Source organism: Pseudomonas sp. SO81 (genome assembly GCF_030374125.1).
Lineage (GTDB): Bacteria > Pseudomonadota > Gammaproteobacteria > Pseudomonadales > Pseudomonadaceae > Aquipseudomonas.
In genome coordinates this window covers 281,938-298,051 of the sequence record NZ_CP126126.1, presented here as the reverse complement: position 1 = coordinate 298,051, position 16,114 = coordinate 281,938, and the positions used below count along the sequence as shown (strand labels likewise).

The 16,114-nt window shown below is 69.0% G+C and carries 12 protein-coding genes; 1 reads left to right on the top strand and 11 read right to left on the bottom strand.

The window, feature by feature from the left end; genetic code table 11:
* Nucleotides 1-70 precede the first annotated feature (70 nt).
* The 6 genes from glgX to glgA are packed head-to-tail and all read right to left on the bottom strand — an operon-like array spanning nucleotide 71 to nucleotide 10,576.
* Nucleotides 71-2,197 carry a glycogen debranching protein GlgX gene (gene glgX / locus OH686_RS01285; RefSeq protein ID WP_289535844.1) on the bottom strand — a complete coding sequence of 709 codons (2,127 nt, stop codon included), beginning with the start codon at nucleotides 2,195-2,197 and terminating at the stop codon, nucleotides 71-73.
* A 9-nt stretch (nucleotides 2,198-2,206) separates the two neighbouring features.
* Complete coding sequence (locus tag OH686_RS01280; RefSeq protein WP_289535843.1) at nucleotides 2,207-2,479, bottom strand: DUF2934 domain-containing protein; 273 nt, start codon at nucleotides 2,477-2,479, stop codon at nucleotides 2,207-2,209.
* Nucleotides 2,466-5,276 (bottom strand): malto-oligosyltrehalose synthase, encoded by a 2,811-nt coding sequence (locus OH686_RS01275; protein ID WP_289535842.1) that lies wholly within the window; start codon nucleotides 5,274-5,276, stop codon nucleotides 2,466-2,468. The genes OH686_RS01280 and OH686_RS01275 overlap by 14 nt, the downstream gene beginning before the upstream one ends.
* On the bottom strand, nucleotides 5,269-7,329 hold the full coding sequence (gene malQ, locus OH686_RS01270; protein WP_289535841.1) for a 4-alpha-glucanotransferase: 2,061 nt from the start codon (nucleotides 7,327-7,329) through the stop codon (nucleotides 5,269-5,271). Before malQ ends, OH686_RS01275 begins: the two co-directional genes overlap by 8 nt.
* Nucleotides 7,326-9,080 carry a malto-oligosyltrehalose trehalohydrolase gene (gene treZ / locus OH686_RS01265; protein WP_289535840.1) on the bottom strand — a complete coding sequence of 585 codons (1,755 nt, stop codon included), beginning with the start codon at nucleotides 9,078-9,080 and terminating at the stop codon, nucleotides 7,326-7,328. Before treZ ends, malQ begins: the two co-directional genes overlap by 4 nt.
* Nucleotides 9,080-10,576 carry a glycogen synthase GlgA gene (glgA, locus tag OH686_RS01260; protein WP_289535839.1) on the bottom strand — a complete coding sequence of 499 codons (1,497 nt, stop codon included), beginning with the start codon at nucleotides 10,574-10,576 and terminating at the stop codon, nucleotides 9,080-9,082. The genes treZ and glgA overlap by 1 nt, the downstream gene beginning before the upstream one ends.
* 302 nt (nucleotides 10,577-10,878) lie before the next feature.
* Between glgA and OH686_RS01255 the strand changes: the two genes are divergently transcribed.
* Nucleotides 10,879-11,361: a CinA family protein gene (locus tag OH686_RS01255; protein ID WP_137973176.1), complete on the top strand. Its 483-nt coding sequence runs from the start codon at nucleotides 10,879-10,881 to the stop codon at nucleotides 11,359-11,361.
* Nucleotides 11,362-11,470: 109 nt separating this feature from the next.
* Here OH686_RS01255 and OH686_RS01250 read toward each other — a convergent pair whose 3' ends face one another.
* The 5 genes from OH686_RS01250 to OH686_RS01230 are packed head-to-tail and all read right to left on the bottom strand — an operon-like array spanning nucleotide 11,471 to nucleotide 16,113.
* On the bottom strand, nucleotides 11,471-12,595 hold the full coding sequence (locus tag OH686_RS01250; protein ID WP_289535838.1) for a mechanosensitive ion channel family protein: 1,125 nt from the start codon (nucleotides 12,593-12,595) through the stop codon (nucleotides 11,471-11,473).
* Nucleotides 12,588-13,670 (bottom strand): lactonase family protein, encoded by a 1,083-nt coding sequence (locus OH686_RS01245; protein WP_289535837.1) that lies wholly within the window; start codon nucleotides 13,668-13,670, stop codon nucleotides 12,588-12,590. The genes OH686_RS01250 and OH686_RS01245 overlap by 8 nt, the downstream gene beginning before the upstream one ends.
* 3 nt (nucleotides 13,671-13,673) lie before the next feature.
* A complete protein-coding gene (locus tag OH686_RS01240; RefSeq protein ID WP_289535836.1) occupies nucleotides 13,674-14,039 on the bottom strand; it encodes a hypothetical protein in 366 nt (121 codons plus the stop codon).
* 14 nt (nucleotides 14,040-14,053) lie between these two features.
* Nucleotides 14,054-15,460 carry a homospermidine synthase gene (locus OH686_RS01235; protein WP_289535835.1) on the bottom strand — a complete coding sequence of 469 codons (1,407 nt, stop codon included), beginning with the start codon at nucleotides 15,458-15,460 and terminating at the stop codon, nucleotides 14,054-14,056.
* A complete protein-coding gene (locus OH686_RS01230) occupies nucleotides 15,457-16,113 on the bottom strand; it encodes a phosphoribosyltransferase (RefSeq protein ID WP_289535834.1) in 657 nt (218 codons plus the stop codon). Before OH686_RS01230 ends, OH686_RS01235 begins: the two co-directional genes overlap by 4 nt.
* Nucleotide 16,114 lies beyond the last annotated feature (1 nt).

Below are 16,114 nucleotides of genomic sequence, written 5' to 3'. Positions count from 1 at the left end.
GCCGCTTTTGCGGCGCCTACAGCTTCCGACTGGAGGGGAGAGGCGCGGTTCAGGCTTTTTTCGCCGCGGATCAGTCGCTTTCCTTCTGCAGCTTGAACAGCAGCAGCGAGCGCGGCGCCACCTGGAACTGGCTGCCGAAGGCGAACTGCTCGGTGCTGCGCTGTTGCGGCTGATTGCTGTCGAGCAGGCCGATCCAGGCCGAGCCTTCGGCGACTTCCGGAAGGAGGAAGTCCACGGCCTCGTGGTAGGCGTTGAGGATCAGCAGCAGGGTGGCGTCGGCGCCGCTGCGGCGTATGCCGGTGGGCTGGGCGCGGCCATCCAGGAGCATGCCCATGCAGCGGGCCTCGCCGTCGTGCCAGTGCTCCTCGGTCATCTCCTCGCCGCCGGGCGCCAGCCAGGTCACGTCCTTGACCCCCAGCTCCTCGTTGTAATGGCCGACGAAGAAACGCCCACGGCGCAGGATCGGGTAGGCGCGGCGCAGGGCGATCAGGCGCCGGGTGAAGGCGATCAGACCCTGGCCTTCCTCATCGATGTTCCAGTCCACCCAGCTCAGTTCGTTGTCCTGGCAGTAGGCGTTGTTGTTGCCCTGCTGGGTGCGGCCGAACTCGTCGCCGGCCAGCAGCATCGGCGTGCCCTGGGCGAACAGCAGGGTGGCCAGCAGGTTGCGCATCTGCCGCAGGCGCAGCTCGCGGATCTGCTCGTCGTCGCTCGGTCCCTCGCAGCCGTGGTTCCACGAGATGTTGTGGTCGGTGCCGTCGCGGTTGTCCTCGTCATTCGCCTCATTGTGCTTGTGGTCGTAGGACACCACGTCGCGCAGGGTGAAACCGTCGTGGGCGGTGATGAAATTGACCGAGGCGAAGGGGCGGCGGCCGCGCTGGTTGAACAGGTCACCCGAGGCGGTGAGGCGGCTGGCCAGTTCGGCCAGCTGGCCCTCGTCGCCTTTCCAGAAAGCCCGCGCGTTATCGCGGAACTTGTCGTTCCATTCCGCCCAGCCAGGCGGGAAGCCGCCGACCTGGTAGCCGCCGGGGCCGCAGTCCCAGGGTTCGGCGATCAGCTTGACCTTGCTCAGCACCGGGTCCTGGCGGCAGGCGACCAGGAAGCTGTGGCGCTCGTCGAAGCCGTCGGCATAGCGGCCGAGGATGGTCGCCAGGTCGAAACGGAAGCCGTCCACCCGCATCTCGGTGGCCCAGTAACGCAGCGAGTCGGTGACCATCTGCAGCACGCAGGGGTGCGACAGGTCCAGGGTGTTGCCAGTGCCGGAATCGTTGATGTAGTAGCGCCGGTCGTCCGGCATCAGGCGGTAGTAGCTGGCGTTGTCGATGCCGCGCATGCACAGGGTCGGGCCACGCTCGTTGCCCTCGGCGGTGTGGTTGTAGACCACGTCGAGAATCAGCTCCAGGCCGGCATCGTGCAGATGCGCGACCATCTCCTTGAACTCGCTGACCTTGCCGCTGGCCAGGTACGCCGGGTGCGGGGCGAAGAAGCCGATGCTGTTGTAGCCCCAGTAGTTGTTCATGCCCTTTTCCAGCAGGTGCTGGTCGTTGACGAAGGCATGCACCGGCAGCAGCTCGATGCTGGACACCCCGAGCGAGCGGATGTGCTTGAGCAGCTCCGGGTTCATCAGCCCCGCGCAGGTGCCGCGCAGGTTCTCCGGCACCGCCGGGTGCAGCATGCTGATGCCGCGCAGGTGGGTCTCGTAGAGGATGGTGCTGTCCCACGGCACGCGGATCGGCGCCTGCTCGCCCCAGGTGAAGGCCGGGTCCATGACCTTGCTCTTGGGCACGAAGGCGGCGCTGTCGCGCTCGTCGAAGCTGAGGTCGGCATCCGGGTGGCCGATGGTGTAACCGAACAGCGCCTCGGACCACTGCAGCTTGCCCACCAGCTGCTTGGCGTAGGGGTCGATCAGCAGCTTGTTGGGGTTGAAGCGGTGCCCGGCGTCCGGCTCGTAGGGGCCGTACACCCGGTAGCCATAGACCTGACCGGGGTGGGCGTCCGGCAGGTAGCCGTGCCAGATCTCGTCGGTGTACTCGGGCAGCTCGATGCGCTCGATTTCGGTCTTGCCCTGATCGTCGAACAGGCATAGCTCCACTTTCGTGGCGTGGGCGGAAAACAGGGCGAAGTTGACGCCCAGCCCATCCCAGGTGGCGCCTAGGGGGAAGGGGTGGCCTTCGGCGATGCGCGAGCGCTGCTTACCCATGTTCACCTCTCAGGCCTTGGGAATCTTGGTGGTACTGCGCGGGGCGCGTTGCTTCTTCAGCAGTGCCGGCTGTTCGGCCTGGGCCTCCGCCTCGGCCAGCGTCACCGCCTTGGGCTTGCTGATGCGCCGCGGCTTGGGTGTCGGCAGTTGCTCACTGGCCGCTTCCGCCTCGGCCAGCTTGTAGGCCATGGCCCAGTGGCGGTCCTCCTGGCCGACGGGCTTACCCTCGGATTCCCAGATCTGATAGGCGAATTCGCGGACGCGTTGTTCATCGATGCTCATGACCATTCTCCTGGCGCGGTTTTAGGCAAATGAGGTTGACCGGGAACTCCGCCAGCACTTCGGCCAGCAGCAGATGCCCATGGTTGGTCGGTGAATGTGGCGGGAGGATGCCGGTCAGCCCCAGACCGGCGAACTCCGGCGGCAGCAAGACGCGGGTATCGCCCCAGCGTGCGGCCGGTATGTGCGGCACCTCGCTGCTGCCCAGCAGGCCGGCGGCCAGGCGCGGCACCACGGCCACCAGATGGGTGTCGCCAACGCTGCGGGCGAAGGCCAGGACGCGGCTGGCCTGTTCGCCCTCGACGTCCAGCGGGCGATAGTCACCGCGGGCGAACAGCTGCGGGCGGGCATGCCGGATGGCCAGCAGATTGGCGATCAGCCACTGCTTGATCCGGCCATCCTGCCAGTGGCCGAGCAGCTCGGCCGGCTCGGCCAGGCCGTCCAGCGAGGCGACACGGGCGGCGAAGTCCACCGGCCGGCGGTTGTCCGGATCGACCAGGCTGAAGTCCCAGTACTCGCAACCCTGGTACAGGTCCGGCACGCCCGGCGCGCTGTACTTCAGCAGGCACTGGGCCAGGCTGTTGAGGGCGCCGGCCGGCGCAATGGTGGCCACCGCGGCGACCAGTTCCAGGCGCAGCTCGCGGCCCTCCGGACGGGTCAGCAGGCGTTCGAGGAACTCCTGGCAGGCCGCCTCGTGTTCGGCGTTGGGCGCGTTCCAGCTGCTGTTCAGCTTGGCCTCGCGCAGGGCCTTCTGTTGCCAGGTGCGCATGCGCTGCAGGTAGGCCTGCAGACCCTCGGCATCGTCCGCGCCCAGGTCAAGTGGCCAGCTGCCGAGCAGGGCCTGATAGAGGATCAGTTCCTCATCGGCACTCGGCGCGCCTTCCGGCAGGTCGCCGCGCCACAGTGCGGCCAGGGTGCGCCAGCGCTGGACCTTCTCGGCATACCAGGGCGCGCGTTCGCTGAGCACGGCCAGCCGGGCGCGGCTGTCCTCTCCGCGCTTGTGGTCGTGGGTGGCGGTGGCCAGCTGGTTGTACGGCAGCTTGCTGGCCCGCTCGCGGTTGCACTGGTGGAAGTATTCCAGGGGCTGGCTGAAGTGCTCGGCGTCGAAGCCCACGTCGTAGCGCGACAGCAACACGCCGGCGCGGTAGCAGGCGGTGTCTTCCACCGCCTTGGCCGCCACCGGCGAGGTCAGCTGCTGGAAGCGGCTCAGCACCCGCGCGCGCAGCTTGCGCGGACGCCCCGGCGGCAGCTCGTGCAGCGGCTGGCCGCCGAGCCAGCGGTCGAGGTGCTCGAGCAGCGGCCAGTCGGCTTCGGCCAGGGTCAGGCGGGCGCCATCCAGTGCCTGCTGGAACACGCGCTGGTCCTGCTCGGAGCGGCCGCAGGCGTTGGCGTAGGTGCGGTACACCGGGAAATGCACGATCAGCTCGAGCAGCGCACGACGGATCGAGGCCAGGGTCAGGTCGCGGGTGGCGATGTCGTTGCGCGCCACCTGCAGCAGGCCCTGGGCGACTTCCTCCAGATCGCCGGTGAGCGAGCTGCCGAGCACCAGGCGCCGCGCCTCCAGTGCCTCCTCGGCGAACTCTTGGGGGCGGCCGCCCAGTTCGCTCCACAGCTCACGCAGCGGCTGCTCGCCGCGCGGGTCGTGCTGCAGCAGGGCGAGCTGGTTCATGAACTCGTAGCCGGTGGTGCCATCCACATTCCAGCTGTCCGGCAGGTGCTCGCCGTAGCCGAGGATCTTCTCCACGTAGATCGGGAAGTGCTGGCCGAACATCGCCTGCGGGCGCTTTGCCAGCAGCCGGTCGACACGCCGGCGCAGGCGCCGGCAATAGGCGCGCGGATTGGCCAGGCCGTCCACGTGGTCGATGCGCAGGCCGTCGACCAGGCCCTGTTCGATCAGTTGGAAGATCTTGCCGTGGGTCAGTTCGAACACTTCCGGGCGTTCCACACGCAGGCCACCCAGTTCGTTGATGTCGAAGAAGCGCCGCCAGTTGATGTCGTCGGCCGCCGTGCGCCAGCTGGCTACCCGGTAATGCTGACGTTCCAGCAGGCGGTGCAGGCGCTGCACACCGGCCTCATCGTCGCAGCGATAGCGGGCCAGCGCTCTGTGCAGGGCCTCGCCAGCAGCCTCCGGACGGCCCAGCTGGGCCAGTTCGGCGCACAGCGGCTGCGCGCCGTGCCAGGCATCGTTGTCGCCGTGAAGGGCGTCGAAACGCCTGGCCAGCTCGGCCAGCGCCGGGTCGTCGGCGCCGCGCAGGATCTCGCCATAGCTGGGCGGGGTTATCGGCAGGCGATGCTCGAAGTGCTGGGCATAGAAGCGGCCCTGTTCCGGGTCGAAGTGCAGGCCGATGCTGCCGCCGGCCAGGGCCTCGCCATAGTCGGTGCGCAGGAAGGGCACCAGCAGCTGGCCGGCCAACAGCGGGTCGTGGGAGTGCCACTGGATGTCGAAGAACTTGGCGAAGGGGCTGTCCTTGCCCCATTCCAGCAGGTCTAGCCACCACGGGTTGGCATCGCCGCCGACCGCCATGTGGTTGGGCACTATGTCGAGGATCAGGCCGATGCCGCGCCCGTGCAGGGCCTCGACCAAACGCACCAGGCCGGGCTCGCCGCCCAGCTCGGGGTTGATCCGGGTCGGGTCGACCACGTCGTAGCCGTGCATCGAGCCAGACCGCGCGGTGAGCAGCGGCGAGGCGTACACATGGCTGATACCCAGGCGCGCGAAGTAGGGCACCAGCTCTACCGCGTCATGCAGGGTGAAGCCTTGGTGGAACTGCAGGCGCAGGGTGGCGCGCAAATCAATCATCGCTGGCCTCCTGGCGCGCCTTGGCCAGCCGGGTCAGGCGGCGCTCGGTGTCCGGCTGTTCCAGCAGCTGGCGCACCGGCAGGGCCTGGCGCCGGCGCCAGTTGGGGTGCAGCTGGCCTGGGCCGGGCAGGTTGGGCTGCTGGTCGGCGCCGGTGGCGTCCTCCAGCGGCAACAGCACCAGTGACGCCGGGGTGCGGCCGATGTAATCGATGCTGGCCTGCAGGCAGGCATCGGCGTCCTCACGCGAGCCCTGCAGACGGCCGTGCTCGGCCAGCGCATCGACCAGCGCGGCGCTCTCCCGGGCGCGCCCGGCACGGTCGTCGCTCTCCTGTTCCGCGCGGCTGTGGCCGGCGCGCAGGCGCCAGTCGATGTCGTGGCCGGCCAGCCAGCCCTTGATGCTCGGCAGGTCGTGGGTGCTTGTGGTGGCCAGGGCATCGCGTGGCCAGTGGCGCGGGGCGATGAAGCGGCCGTCGTGCTGTTCGAACAGCAGCACGCGCATGCCGAGGATGTTGCGCCGCGCCAGCTCCTCGCGCAGGCCCTCGGGCACGGTGCCGAGGTCTTCGCCGATGATCAGCGCGCGATGGCGGTGGGACTCCAGCGCCAGCAGGCGCAGCAGGTCAGTCATCGGGTAGCGCAGGTAGGCGCCTTCCTGGGGCTCGCCGCCGTGGGGGATGACCCACAGGCGCTGCAGGCCCATCACGTGATCGATGCGGATGCCGCCGGCATGCGCCAGGTTGGCCTGGAGCATCTCGATGAAGGCGCGGAAACCGTGACGGCGCAGGCCGTCGGGAGAGAAGGCGGATACGCCCCAGTTCTGCCCGGCACGATTGAGGATATCCGGCGGCGCGCCGACCGTGACCTCCTGCAGCAGCTCGTCCTGGCGGCTCCAGGCCTGGCTGCCGGCGCAATCGGCGCCCACCGCCAGATCGGCGATCAGGCCGATGCCCATGCCGGCGCCGCTGGCCACCGTCTGCGCGCTCTCCAGGCCGCGCGCCACCAGCCATTGGGAGAAGGCGTGGAAGCCGACCTCATCGGAGTGCTGGCTGGCGAAGCGCTGCACCGCCGCATGGCGTGGATCGCGGAAGTGCTCCGGCCAGTTGCGCCAGTCGCCGGACTCGCCACTGCCGAGCATGTGGCCATGCAGCGCCTCGAAGCGGCAGTGCTGCAGCAGGGCGTCGCCGCCGGCGTCGCAGAAGGCGGTGAAGTTGCCGAGCAGGGCGCCGCCGTTCTCGCGGAAGTCGCGGTACAGCTCGCGCAACAGGCACTGCCGGGCCTTGGCCACGGCAGGCCAGTCGATCAGTTCCAGCTGCTCCAGGCGCGTCCATTCCTCCTGCAGGTCGCAGGCTTCGATGGCCCATTCCACCGGTTCGCTGCCCAGCAGGTTGGCCGGGTCGGCGTGCAGGACGTTGAAGAACAGCCGACTGGAGGGCGAGTAGGGGCTGTAGTGCTCGGGATCGGCAGAAAACATGGCGTGCACCGGGCTGATCGCCAGGGCATCGGCGCCATGGTTGGCGGCATGCCGGGCCAGCTCTTCCAGGGCGCGGGTGTCGCCCAGGCCGCCGTCGCCGGGGCGGCGCAGCGAATACAGCTGGGCGGTGAGGCCCCAGGCGTGGCGCTTGCCGCACAGCTCTTCGACGCTACGGCAGGCCGGCGGCGCCACGGCCAGGGTCAGGCGCACATCGCCGATCTCAAGGCGGTGATAGCCGGGCAGCTCCTGGGCGGGCAGGCAGCCGTGCTGATCTAGCCGGCCGGACTGCACCTGGCCGTCCTCGCGGGTCAGTTTGTAGGGTTCTTCCGGCGCGAAGCCGCGCAGCCGCGTGGCCTGGCCCCGTTCCAGGGTCAGCAGCGGGTCGGTGGCCGGGTCGGCGTCGCGCTGGCGCAGCTCGGCCAGGCTGCCCTGAATCTGCTGCGGGCTCTGCGCCGGATAGCCGAGGGACTCCAGCAGGCGCCGCTGTGCTTCGGGGCTGACCCGCTGCGGGCGGCCGTGGGCATCCTGCCAGTCCACGCTGAGGCCGGCGGCGTCGGCCAGTTCGGCGAGCAGGGCGTCGCTCATGGCGCCACCTCCAGCACGGCCTGGGCACTGCACGCAGGCAGCAGGCCCTGGCGATACTCGTCCTCGTTGACCCGGTGGGCGCATAGCAGCTTGCCGGCCGGCGAACGGGCACCGGTTTCCACGGCGAGGCCGCCCAGGTTGATGTCGATGCGCAGCAGCTGACCATTGCCGAGGCGCCAGCCGGCCGATAGCGCGCTGGGGGCCAGCACCGTGACGCCCAGCGAATGGGTGCCGGGCAGGGCCGGCACGATGCGGCTGTGGCGCAGGTGCAGCAGGCGCCGGTAGTAGTCCAGCCACTCGCGCTGGCGCGGCTGGCTGCTGGGCGCCAGGTCCGGCTGCGAGCGGGTGAAGGTGGCCATGTCGTTGGGGTCGGGAATGCGCTGCAGCAGCGCCGGATCGGCGAAGCGCGAGAACTCGGCGAACTCGCTGCGCCGGCCATCGCGCACTGCATTGGCCAGCTCGCCCTGGTGATCGGTGAAGAACAGGAACGGCTGGATCGAACCCCATTCCTCACCCATGAACAGCAGCGGCACCATGGGCGACAGCAGCAACAGCAGGGTGGCGGCCTTCAGCGCATCCTCGTCGGCCATGGCGGCCAGACGCTCGCCGAAGGCGCGGTTGCCGACCTGGTCGTGGTTCTGCAGGAACAGTACGAAGGACATGGGTGGCAGCTGGCCGCTGGGCTCGCCTCGCGGCTTGCCATGGCGGTTGGCCTGGCCCTGGTAGACGAAGCCCTCGGCCAGGCAGGTGGCCAGCTTGGCGGTGGCATCCTCGGCGAAGTCGGCGTAGTAGCCCTCGGTCTCGCCGGTCAGCAGCACATGCAGGGCGTTGTGGCCGTCGTCGTTCCACTGGGCAGTGTAGCTGCGCTCCAGCAGGCCGGCTGAGTTGTTCTCGTTCTCCAGGATCAGGTGCACGTGGCGGCCGCGGGGCACCGCGGCATACACCCGGTCGGCCAGGTCGGCGAGGAAGTCGTCGTCGCCGATGGCATGTACGGCGTCCAGGCGCAGGCCGTCGACGCGGTAGTCGAGCAGCCACATCAGGGCGTTCTCGCAGAAGAAGTCGCGCACCTGCGGGCGGCGGAAGTCGATGGCCGCGCCCCAGGGCGTATGGCGGTCCTCGCGGAAGAATGCGCTGGCGTAGTGGCCCAGGTAGTTGCCGTCCGGGCCGAAGTGGTTGTAGACCACGTCGACGAACACCATCAGACTCATGCCGTGGGCGCTGTCGATCAGGTGCTTGAGCTGTTCCGGCGTGCCGTAGCTGCCGTCCGGGGCGAACGGCAGCACGCCGTCGTAACCCCAGTTGCGCCTCCCGGGGAATTCCCCCAGGGGCATCAGCTCGATGGCCGTCACGCCCAGCTCGGCCAGGTGCGGCAGCAGCGCCTCGACGCCGGCGTAGCCGCCCAGCAGGCCGGCGTGCAGCTCGTAGATCACCGTCTCGTGCCAGGGCCGCCCGCGCCAGTTGGCATGGCGCCATACATAGCTGCGATGATCGACCACCCGACTGAAGCCGTGCACATCACCGAACTGCCGGCGCGAGGCCGGGTCCGGCACCCTCCGGCTACCGTCGACGATGAAGCGGTAACTGGTGTCCGCCGGGCATTCCAGCTCGCTCTCGAACCAGCCGTCCGCCGCCTCCTGCATCGGATGCAGCGCGCCGTCCTGCAGCTCCAGCACTACCTCGCGGCAGTCGGGCGCCCACAGGGCGAAGCGCGTGCGCCCTTGATCAAGCCGTGTGGCTCCGTGGCTGTACATCAAAGCGCGTCCGCGGCGAGGCGAGTGGCACCCAGCAGCTCCTGATACAGCTCGTCGTAGGGCAGCACCGACTGGCGCCAGAACAGCGGCGCGGCCATGGCGCGGCAGCGCATGGCGCTGAGCAGCTCGGGGTGGCGATAGACGTTGAACGCGCGCTGCACCGCCTCCTGGTAGCTCTCCAGGGTGGATTCGCGGAACAGGAAGCCGGTGACGCCATCCTCGATGGTGTCGGCCAGGCCACCGGTGCGCCGGGCGATCGGCAGCGAACCGAAGCGCTGGGCGTACATCTGGCTCAGGCCGCACGGCTCGAAGCGCGAGGGCATGAGCAGGAAGTCGCTGCCGGCGAAGATGCGCCGGGCGTCCGTCTCGTTGAAACCGATATGCACGCCGATGCGTCCCGGATGGCGCTGAGCCAGCTCGGTCATGGCCGCCTCCAGCTCCGGCTCGCCGCGACCGATCACCGCCAGGCGGCCGCCCAAGGCGACTATCTGTTCGGCCACGCCGCGGGTCAGGTCGATGCCTTTCTGCTGCACCAGGCGCGAGACCACGGCGAACAGCGGGCCGGAATCCGCGTCCAGGCCGAGCATCTGCTCGACATGGGTGGCATTGGCGCGCTTGCCTTGCCACTGGCGCACGCCGAAGCCCTGCACCAGGTGCGGGTCGGTGCGCGGCTCCCAGCTCTCGTCGATGCCGTTGACGATGCCGCTGAGCTGGCCGTCGGCGACCTTCGCCTGCAGCATGCCCTCCAGGCCGCAGCCGAAGGCCGGAGTGGTGATCTCCTCGGCGTAGGTGCGGCTCACCGTGGTCACGTGGCTGGCGTAGGCGATGCCGGCCTTGAGGAACGACAGCTTGCCGTAGAACTCCATGCCGTCGCTGCTGCAGGCCTCGGCGGGAATACCCAGCTCGGCGCTGCACTGCAGGTCGCACAGGCCCTGGTAGGCGAGGTTGTGGATAGTAAGCACGGTGGGGCTGGCCACCTGGCGCCAGGCCATGTAGGCCGGAGCCAGGGCGGCCGGCCAGTCGTTGGCGTGGACCAGTTCCGGGCACCAGCGGATGCACGCGGTACCGCTGGCGATCTCAGCGGCGGCCAGGCCCAGGCGGGCGAAGCGGATATGGTTGTCCGCCCAGTCACGGCCGTGGGCGTCGCCATAGGGCGTGCCGTCGCGCTCGTAGAGTTCGGGGTTGATCAGCACATAGACGATCATCCCGTCGGCCAGGTCCATGCGCCCGATCTTGCAGGGTGGCAAGGCGGCGTGGCCGCCGACCTCACCGACTATGCGGATGTTCTGGCCGCTTTCCATGACCTGGCTGTAGCCGGGAATCAGCACGCGAATATCGTGATGACTCGCCAGCGCGCGGGGCAGGGCGGCGGACACGTCTCCCAGGCCGCCGACCTTGACCAGGTCGGCGAACTCGGAGGTGACGAAAAGAACCCGCTTCTTCTGCTCATGCAGGCTCTCGACGTGCAGGTGCGGTGGAGCTGGAAGCTGTGTCATGGCCTGTGCATCAATTCTTGCGGTCACAGCGACGTTTCCCATGTCTTTACTCCGAAATCAGTGGATCGCCTGCCGCTTCGCCTGGGCCGCCACACAAGGCGCCCGTGCCAAGTCGGCTCTGCTTGGCCCGACTGGCGTCGTCTGCTAATCAACGACAACCCCATACTCTTTCCCTGACCGGAGCGCGTTCGGGAAAGTTTCGACTTTTTTGCAGGCCGCCCCCGACCGGAAAACTTGAACTTTGAGCGCCGCGCGGCCTTCCCATGGGCAACAGCCAACCCCATCGGCAGAGAGGTCCGCAGATGCAGAGCGTCGAGCAGGTAGTGCACTTCCTGGAGAAGTACCGTCTGACCCTGAGTACCGCCGAGTCCTGTACCGGCGGCCTGATGGCCTCGCTGATGGCCGAGATCTCCGGCAGCGGAGCGGTGCTGGACAGCGGTTTCGTGGTCTATTCGCCGGAGGCCAAGCAGATGTGTCTGGGGGTCAACCGCATGACCATCGATCACTTCGGCCTGACCAGCGAGGAGGTGACCCGGGAGATGGCCCTGGGCGCGCTGAAGATGAGCCGCGCCGACATCGCCCTGGCCAACACTGGGCTGGCCGAGGCGGATGGGCCGATGGACGGGGTGCAGTGCTTCGCCTGCGCCATGCGCATCAACGACCACGAGGGCGTGGTCAGCGAGACCCTGAAGTTCGAGGGCGAGCGCAACGAGGTGCGCTACGCGGCGGCGCGCTACGCGCTGCTGCAGCTGCCTTATTACTACGAGCGGCTGCGGGTGATGTGAGGCCCCGTTTTGTAGGGTGTACTCGCCGCAGGCAGTACACCATTGCGTCCTGTGGTGGGCTGCCTGCAGCGAGACCACCCTACGATGAGCCGCCTCTGCCGCGAACGACTCACACCGGCGGCTGGCGCTCCGCCTCCACCACCTGACCGCTCGGCGTCTTCTCCACCAGATCGACGCCCGATGCGCTGCCCACCGAGGCACGCAGTTGCGGCAGGCAGCCGGGGAAGTTGGCGCAGATGAAGTTCACCAGGTTCTCGCGCAGGTAGCAGCGCAGATCCCAGTTGTGCGAGGAATTGGCCGAGCTGACCAGCACGCGCAGCTGGATCGCCCGCTCGCCGGTGTCGATCAGCTGCAGCACCCGCACCCGGCCATCCCACAGATGAGTGGCCTGGTCGCACAGGCGCACGAGTTCATGACGCAGCGGCTCCAGCGGCGTGGAGTAGTCGACCCACAGCAGCACCGCGCCGGTGATGGACGAGTTGCTGCGGGTCCAGTTCTGGAACGGATGCTCGATGAACCACTGCAGCGGCACCACCAGGCGACGGTCGTCCCAGATGCGCACTACCACGTAGCTGCCGGTGATCTCCTCGATGCGCCCCCATTCGTTCTCGACTATCACCACGTCGTCCAGGCGGATCGGCTGGGTCAGGGCGATCTGCAGCCCGGCGATCAGGTTGCCCAGCACTGGCCTGGCGGCGAAGCCCACCGCCAGGCCGGCGAGCCCCGCCGAGGCCAGCAGGCTGGCGCCGAACTGGCGCGCGGCGGGGAAGGTCATGAGCATGGTCGAGGCGCCGAAGATCACCACGAACACGCTGAGCGTGCGCACCAGCACCCTGGTCTGGGTCTGGATGCGCCGCGCCTGCAGGTTGTCCACCACGTCCACTGGGTGCTTGGCCACTATGACCCTTTGGATCGCGTCCGCCGCGCGCAAGCCGAGCCAGGTGAAGGCGGCGATCATCGCCAGCAGCACCAGGCGGCGGGCGCCATCGATCAGCAGCAGCTGGTCCGGCGCCGAGCTCAGCACCACCTGCACCCCGCACAGCGGCAGCAGCATGCGCACCGGCGCGCGGGCACGCTGCAGCAGCTCGCGGGCCGCCAGCAGGTTATAGGTGAGGCGGGTGAGCAGGCGCAGCAACCAGCCGGCCACCACTTCCAGCAGCAGCGCCACCAGCAACGCGACGCCCAGGGTGCGCAGCTCGGGCCAGGGCAGCAGGTCGAGCCAGGCGTTATCCATAAGGGCGGCCAATGAACTTGAGATCGCTGGGGCTAGGTACGTGCAGCTCCTGCAGCGTGTCGCCGAGCAGGCCGCTGTCGGGGTCACGCTGCATCACCAGCAGGTTGTCGCTGCGCTGGTTGGCCACCAGCAGGAAGCGGCCATCCGGCGCGAGCGCGAACTCGCGGGGCTCCACGCCGCCGCTGTCGCGCCGCTGCCGTTCCTCCAGCGCGCCGTCGAGCGGGTCCACCGCGTAGACCACCAGCTGGTTTTCCGCGCCGCGCCGGCTGACATAGAGGAAGCGCCCATCCACCGACAGGTGCAGGGCGCCCAGGCGCCGGTCCGCCGGCGGTTGCAGCGGCGGGTCGAGGTCATACAGGGTGCGCAGCCGCAGACGCCGATCCTGATAGTCGAGCAGGGCGACCTGGTTGCTCAGCTCCAGGGTGAGGTAGGCGTGCCGCCCGCCGGCATCGAACAGCAGATGGCGCGGCCCGCTGCCCTCGGGTAGCTGCAGATGGCGCGGGTTGGCCGGCGCCAGCGGATCGCTGCGCTCGCCCTGGTAGTGATACTCGTAGACACGGTCCGCCCCCAGGTCGCAGGCGAAGACATGGAGGCCATCCGGCGCCACCACCACGCAGTGGATATGCGAGGAGGCCTGGCGCTGCGCACCGGGGCGCTCGAACGGTTCGGCGAGCAGCTGGGTTACCCGGCCCAGGCCGTCGGCACTGACCGGTAGCACGGCCAGCGAACCGCCGGGCAGCGCATCCGTGCAGTAATGGGCGACCAGCAGATGGCGCGCTTCCTCGCCTAGGCAGCCATGTACCGCCTCCACGCCTTCGCTGGGCATGCTGGCGGTGACGATGAACTGCCCCGCAGCGTCGCGGCGCAGGGCGCTGATCCGGCCGCCGCCCTGCACGTCCTCCAGGGCGAACAGCCGCTCGCCGTCGGCGGATACCACCAGCCACGAGGCCTTGCTCGCGGTGATGCGCTGCAGCGGGCGCTGTTCCAGCCGGCCGCTGGCGGCATCGAAGCCCAGGCGCAGAATGCCATCGCATTCGGCGCAGCCCACCAGCAGTTCGTGACTAGGGTTCGGCATGCGTCACTTCATCCACTGCGCACGCAGGCTGCGCGCCTCCAGGGTGCGCCCCAGGGCCTGGTTGGCCGGCAGCAGCAGGAGGCCGACGACGAACCAGATCAGCAGCCGCGGCAGCAGCTGCCAGCCGTCCACGCTGACTTCCAGCAGCGCCCACAGGCTGGCGATCAGCGTGACCAGTGCATACAGCGCCAGGGCCTCGCCACGGCGCAGGAGAAACAGCGCCCCCACCGACAACAGCAGCAGGTCACCGAAGAATTCCTGCAGCGGCGCGCTCAGGCGGATGTCGCCGGCGGCCATGACCAGTCCGGCCAGCAATAGCGTGGCGCCGAACAGGCGGATCGGCAGAATCAGGTTGAATGAGTCGAACATGCTGTTGCTCCCTTTCAGTCCACGCGGAAGTTGACGAACTGCCAGGGGTCGTCACGATCCAGCGCCTCATCGAACAGCCGCTCCCGGTCCTGCAGGGGCGTCCAGTCGCTGTACAGTCCGACCAGCTCGCCCAGGTAGGGACGGCACAGCCCGAGGATCTCCTCGTGCGGCAGCTGGTCGGGTTCGAGAATGCCGCGATCCGGGTTGGCCATGGCCCAGATCACCCCGGCCATCACCGTGGCCGTCACCTGCAGGCTGGTGGCGCTGTTGTGCGGGCACAGCCCACGGGCCTCGTCGATGCTCAGCCGCGAGCCGTACCAGTAGGCGGTGCGCGCATGGCCGAGCAGCAGTACGCCGAGCTCGTCGCGGCCGCCGGCGATGTCCTCGTCCAGCAGGCGTTGACGCGACTGGGGTTGCCAGTTGCGCGCGGCCAGCTCGTGCAGCGACAGCAGGGCATCGTCGCAGGGCTGGTAGGCGTAGTGCACGGTGGGGCGGTATTCGGGGTGCTCGCCACGGCCGACGGTGAGGTAGTCGGCGATGGAGATGGCCTCGCTGTGGGTCACCAGAAAACCCTGGGTGGGGCCGGATGGCGTCCAGGTGCGCACGCGGGTGGCGGCGCCCGGGCGCTGCAGGTAGATCGCCGCCTGGCAGCCGAACGCGTGGCGCCGGCCGTCCACCGGCAGGCTCTTCTCGTGGCTGCCCCAGCCCAGTTCGGCGGGCTGGCAGGCCTCGCTGATGAAGCCGTCCACCGACCAGGTGTTGACGAACTCGTTGTCGACCTTGCGTTGCGCGGCGTATTGCGAGTCGCGCTCGGCGATATGGATGCAGCGCACGCCCAGGCGCTGGGCCATGCTCGCCCAGCCCAGGCGGTCGAGCGGGGCGGCCTGGGGCTGGCCGAGGTCGCTGGCCAGATGCAGCAGGGCCTGCTTGACCAGGTGCGAGACCAGCCCCGGATTGGCACCGTGGGTGATCAGCGCCGTGCTGCCGCCGGCTTCACCGCGGCGGCGCGCCAGCAGGCGTTCGCGCAGGGCGTAGTTGCTGCGCTCGGAGGCCGATTGCTGGCTGTCGGTATAGGCGCCGGCCCAGGGCTCCGTGCAGGTGTCCAGGTACAGCGCGTTGTGCTCCTGGCACAGGGCGATCAGCGCCGCGCTCTCCACTTGCACCGAGAGATTGAGCAGGAAGTCGCCGGGGCCGAGCAGCGGCGCAAGCTCCGTCCGGTAGTTGTCCTCGCTGAGCCGCAGGGTGCGCAGCTCGACCCCGTACTGCTCGGCGATGGGCCGATCGGCATCGTCGGGGGTGATGATCAGCACCTGCGCCGGTTGCAGGTCGATGTGCCGCAGCAACAGCGGCAGAACGCCCCGGCCGATGCAGCCGAAGCCGATCAGCAGCAGGCGCCCGTCGAACGGATAGGGGACATTCATATGCGCGCTCCCGGCGACAGCAGCTCCATGACCTCCAGATCGGAGACCTGGCGGAAGTCGAGATAGTGGTCGCCGACTGCGCGAAACGGCTCAGGGGTGACCAGGCAGATCAGCTCGTCCACCAGTGGCCGCAGCTTTTCCACCGTCTCGCTCGGCCCCACCGGCACGGCCAGCACCACCCGGCGCGGGCGCAACTTGCGCAGGCCCTGCAAGGCCACCCGCACGGTGCTGCCGGTGGCCAGGCCGTCGTCCACCAGGATCACTTCGCGGTTCTCCAGCGGCACCGGCAGGCGAGGGCCGCAGTACAGGGAGCGGCGTCGCTCGATCTCGCGCAGCTGCTCGGTCACCTGCTGGGCGAACCAGCCGGGCGCCGGATCGAACAGACGCAGCATCTCTTCATCCACCAGCCATTGCGGTTCCACGCCATCCACCACCGCGCCCAGGGCGAATTCCGGCTGGCCGGGCGCACCGATCTTGCGCACCAGCAGAATATCCAGGGGCGCGCCGAGTTCGCGGGCGATCGGGTGGCCGACCGGAACACCGCCACGGGGCAGGGCCAGCACCACCGGCTCGTGCAAGTGCAACTCGCGCAACGCGCCGGCCAGGGCCAGACCGGCCTGGTGGCGGTCACTGAATTCCGCGGACTGCGCCATC

Excerpts from the sequence above, each read along its gene's own strand:
- treZ (WP_289535840.1), bottom strand. The coding sequence starts at position 9,080 with ATGTACAGCCACGGAGCCACACGGCTTGATCAAGGGCGCACGCGCTTC.
- OH686_RS01245 (WP_289535837.1), bottom strand. The coding sequence starts at position 13,670 with ATGCCGAACCCTAGTCACGAACTGCTGGTGGGCTGCGCCGAATGCGAT.
- OH686_RS01280 (WP_289535843.1), bottom strand. The coding sequence starts at position 2,479 with ATGAGCATCGATGAACAACGCGTCCGCGAATTCGCCTATCAGATCTGG.
- glgA (WP_289535839.1), bottom strand. The coding sequence starts at position 10,576 with ATGACACAGCTTCCAGCTCCACCGCACCTGCACGTCGAGAGCCTGCAT.
- malQ (WP_289535841.1), bottom strand. The coding sequence starts at position 7,329 with ATGAGCGACGCCCTGCTCGCCGAACTGGCCGACGCCGCCGGCCTCAGC.
- OH686_RS01250 (WP_289535838.1), bottom strand. The coding sequence starts at position 12,595 with ATGGATAACGCCTGGCTCGACCTGCTGCCCTGGCCCGAGCTGCGCACC.
- OH686_RS01240 (WP_289535836.1), bottom strand. The coding sequence starts at position 14,039 with ATGTTCGACTCATTCAACCTGATTCTGCCGATCCGCCTGTTCGGCGCC.
- OH686_RS01230 (WP_289535834.1), bottom strand. The coding sequence starts at position 16,113 with ATGGCGCAGTCCGCGGAATTCAGTGACCGCCACCAGGCCGGTCTGGCC.
- OH686_RS01275 (WP_289535842.1), bottom strand. The coding sequence starts at position 5,276 with ATGATTGATTTGCGCGCCACCCTGCGCCTGCAGTTCCACCAAGGCTTC.
- OH686_RS01255 (WP_137973176.1), top strand. The coding sequence starts at position 10,879 with ATGCAGAGCGTCGAGCAGGTAGTGCACTTCCTGGAGAAGTACCGTCTG.
- OH686_RS01235 (WP_289535835.1), bottom strand. The coding sequence starts at position 15,460 with ATGAATGTCCCCTATCCGTTCGACGGGCGCCTGCTGCTGATCGGCTTC.
- glgX (WP_289535844.1), bottom strand. The coding sequence starts at position 2,197 with ATGGGTAAGCAGCGCTCGCGCATCGCCGAAGGCCACCCCTTCCCCCTA.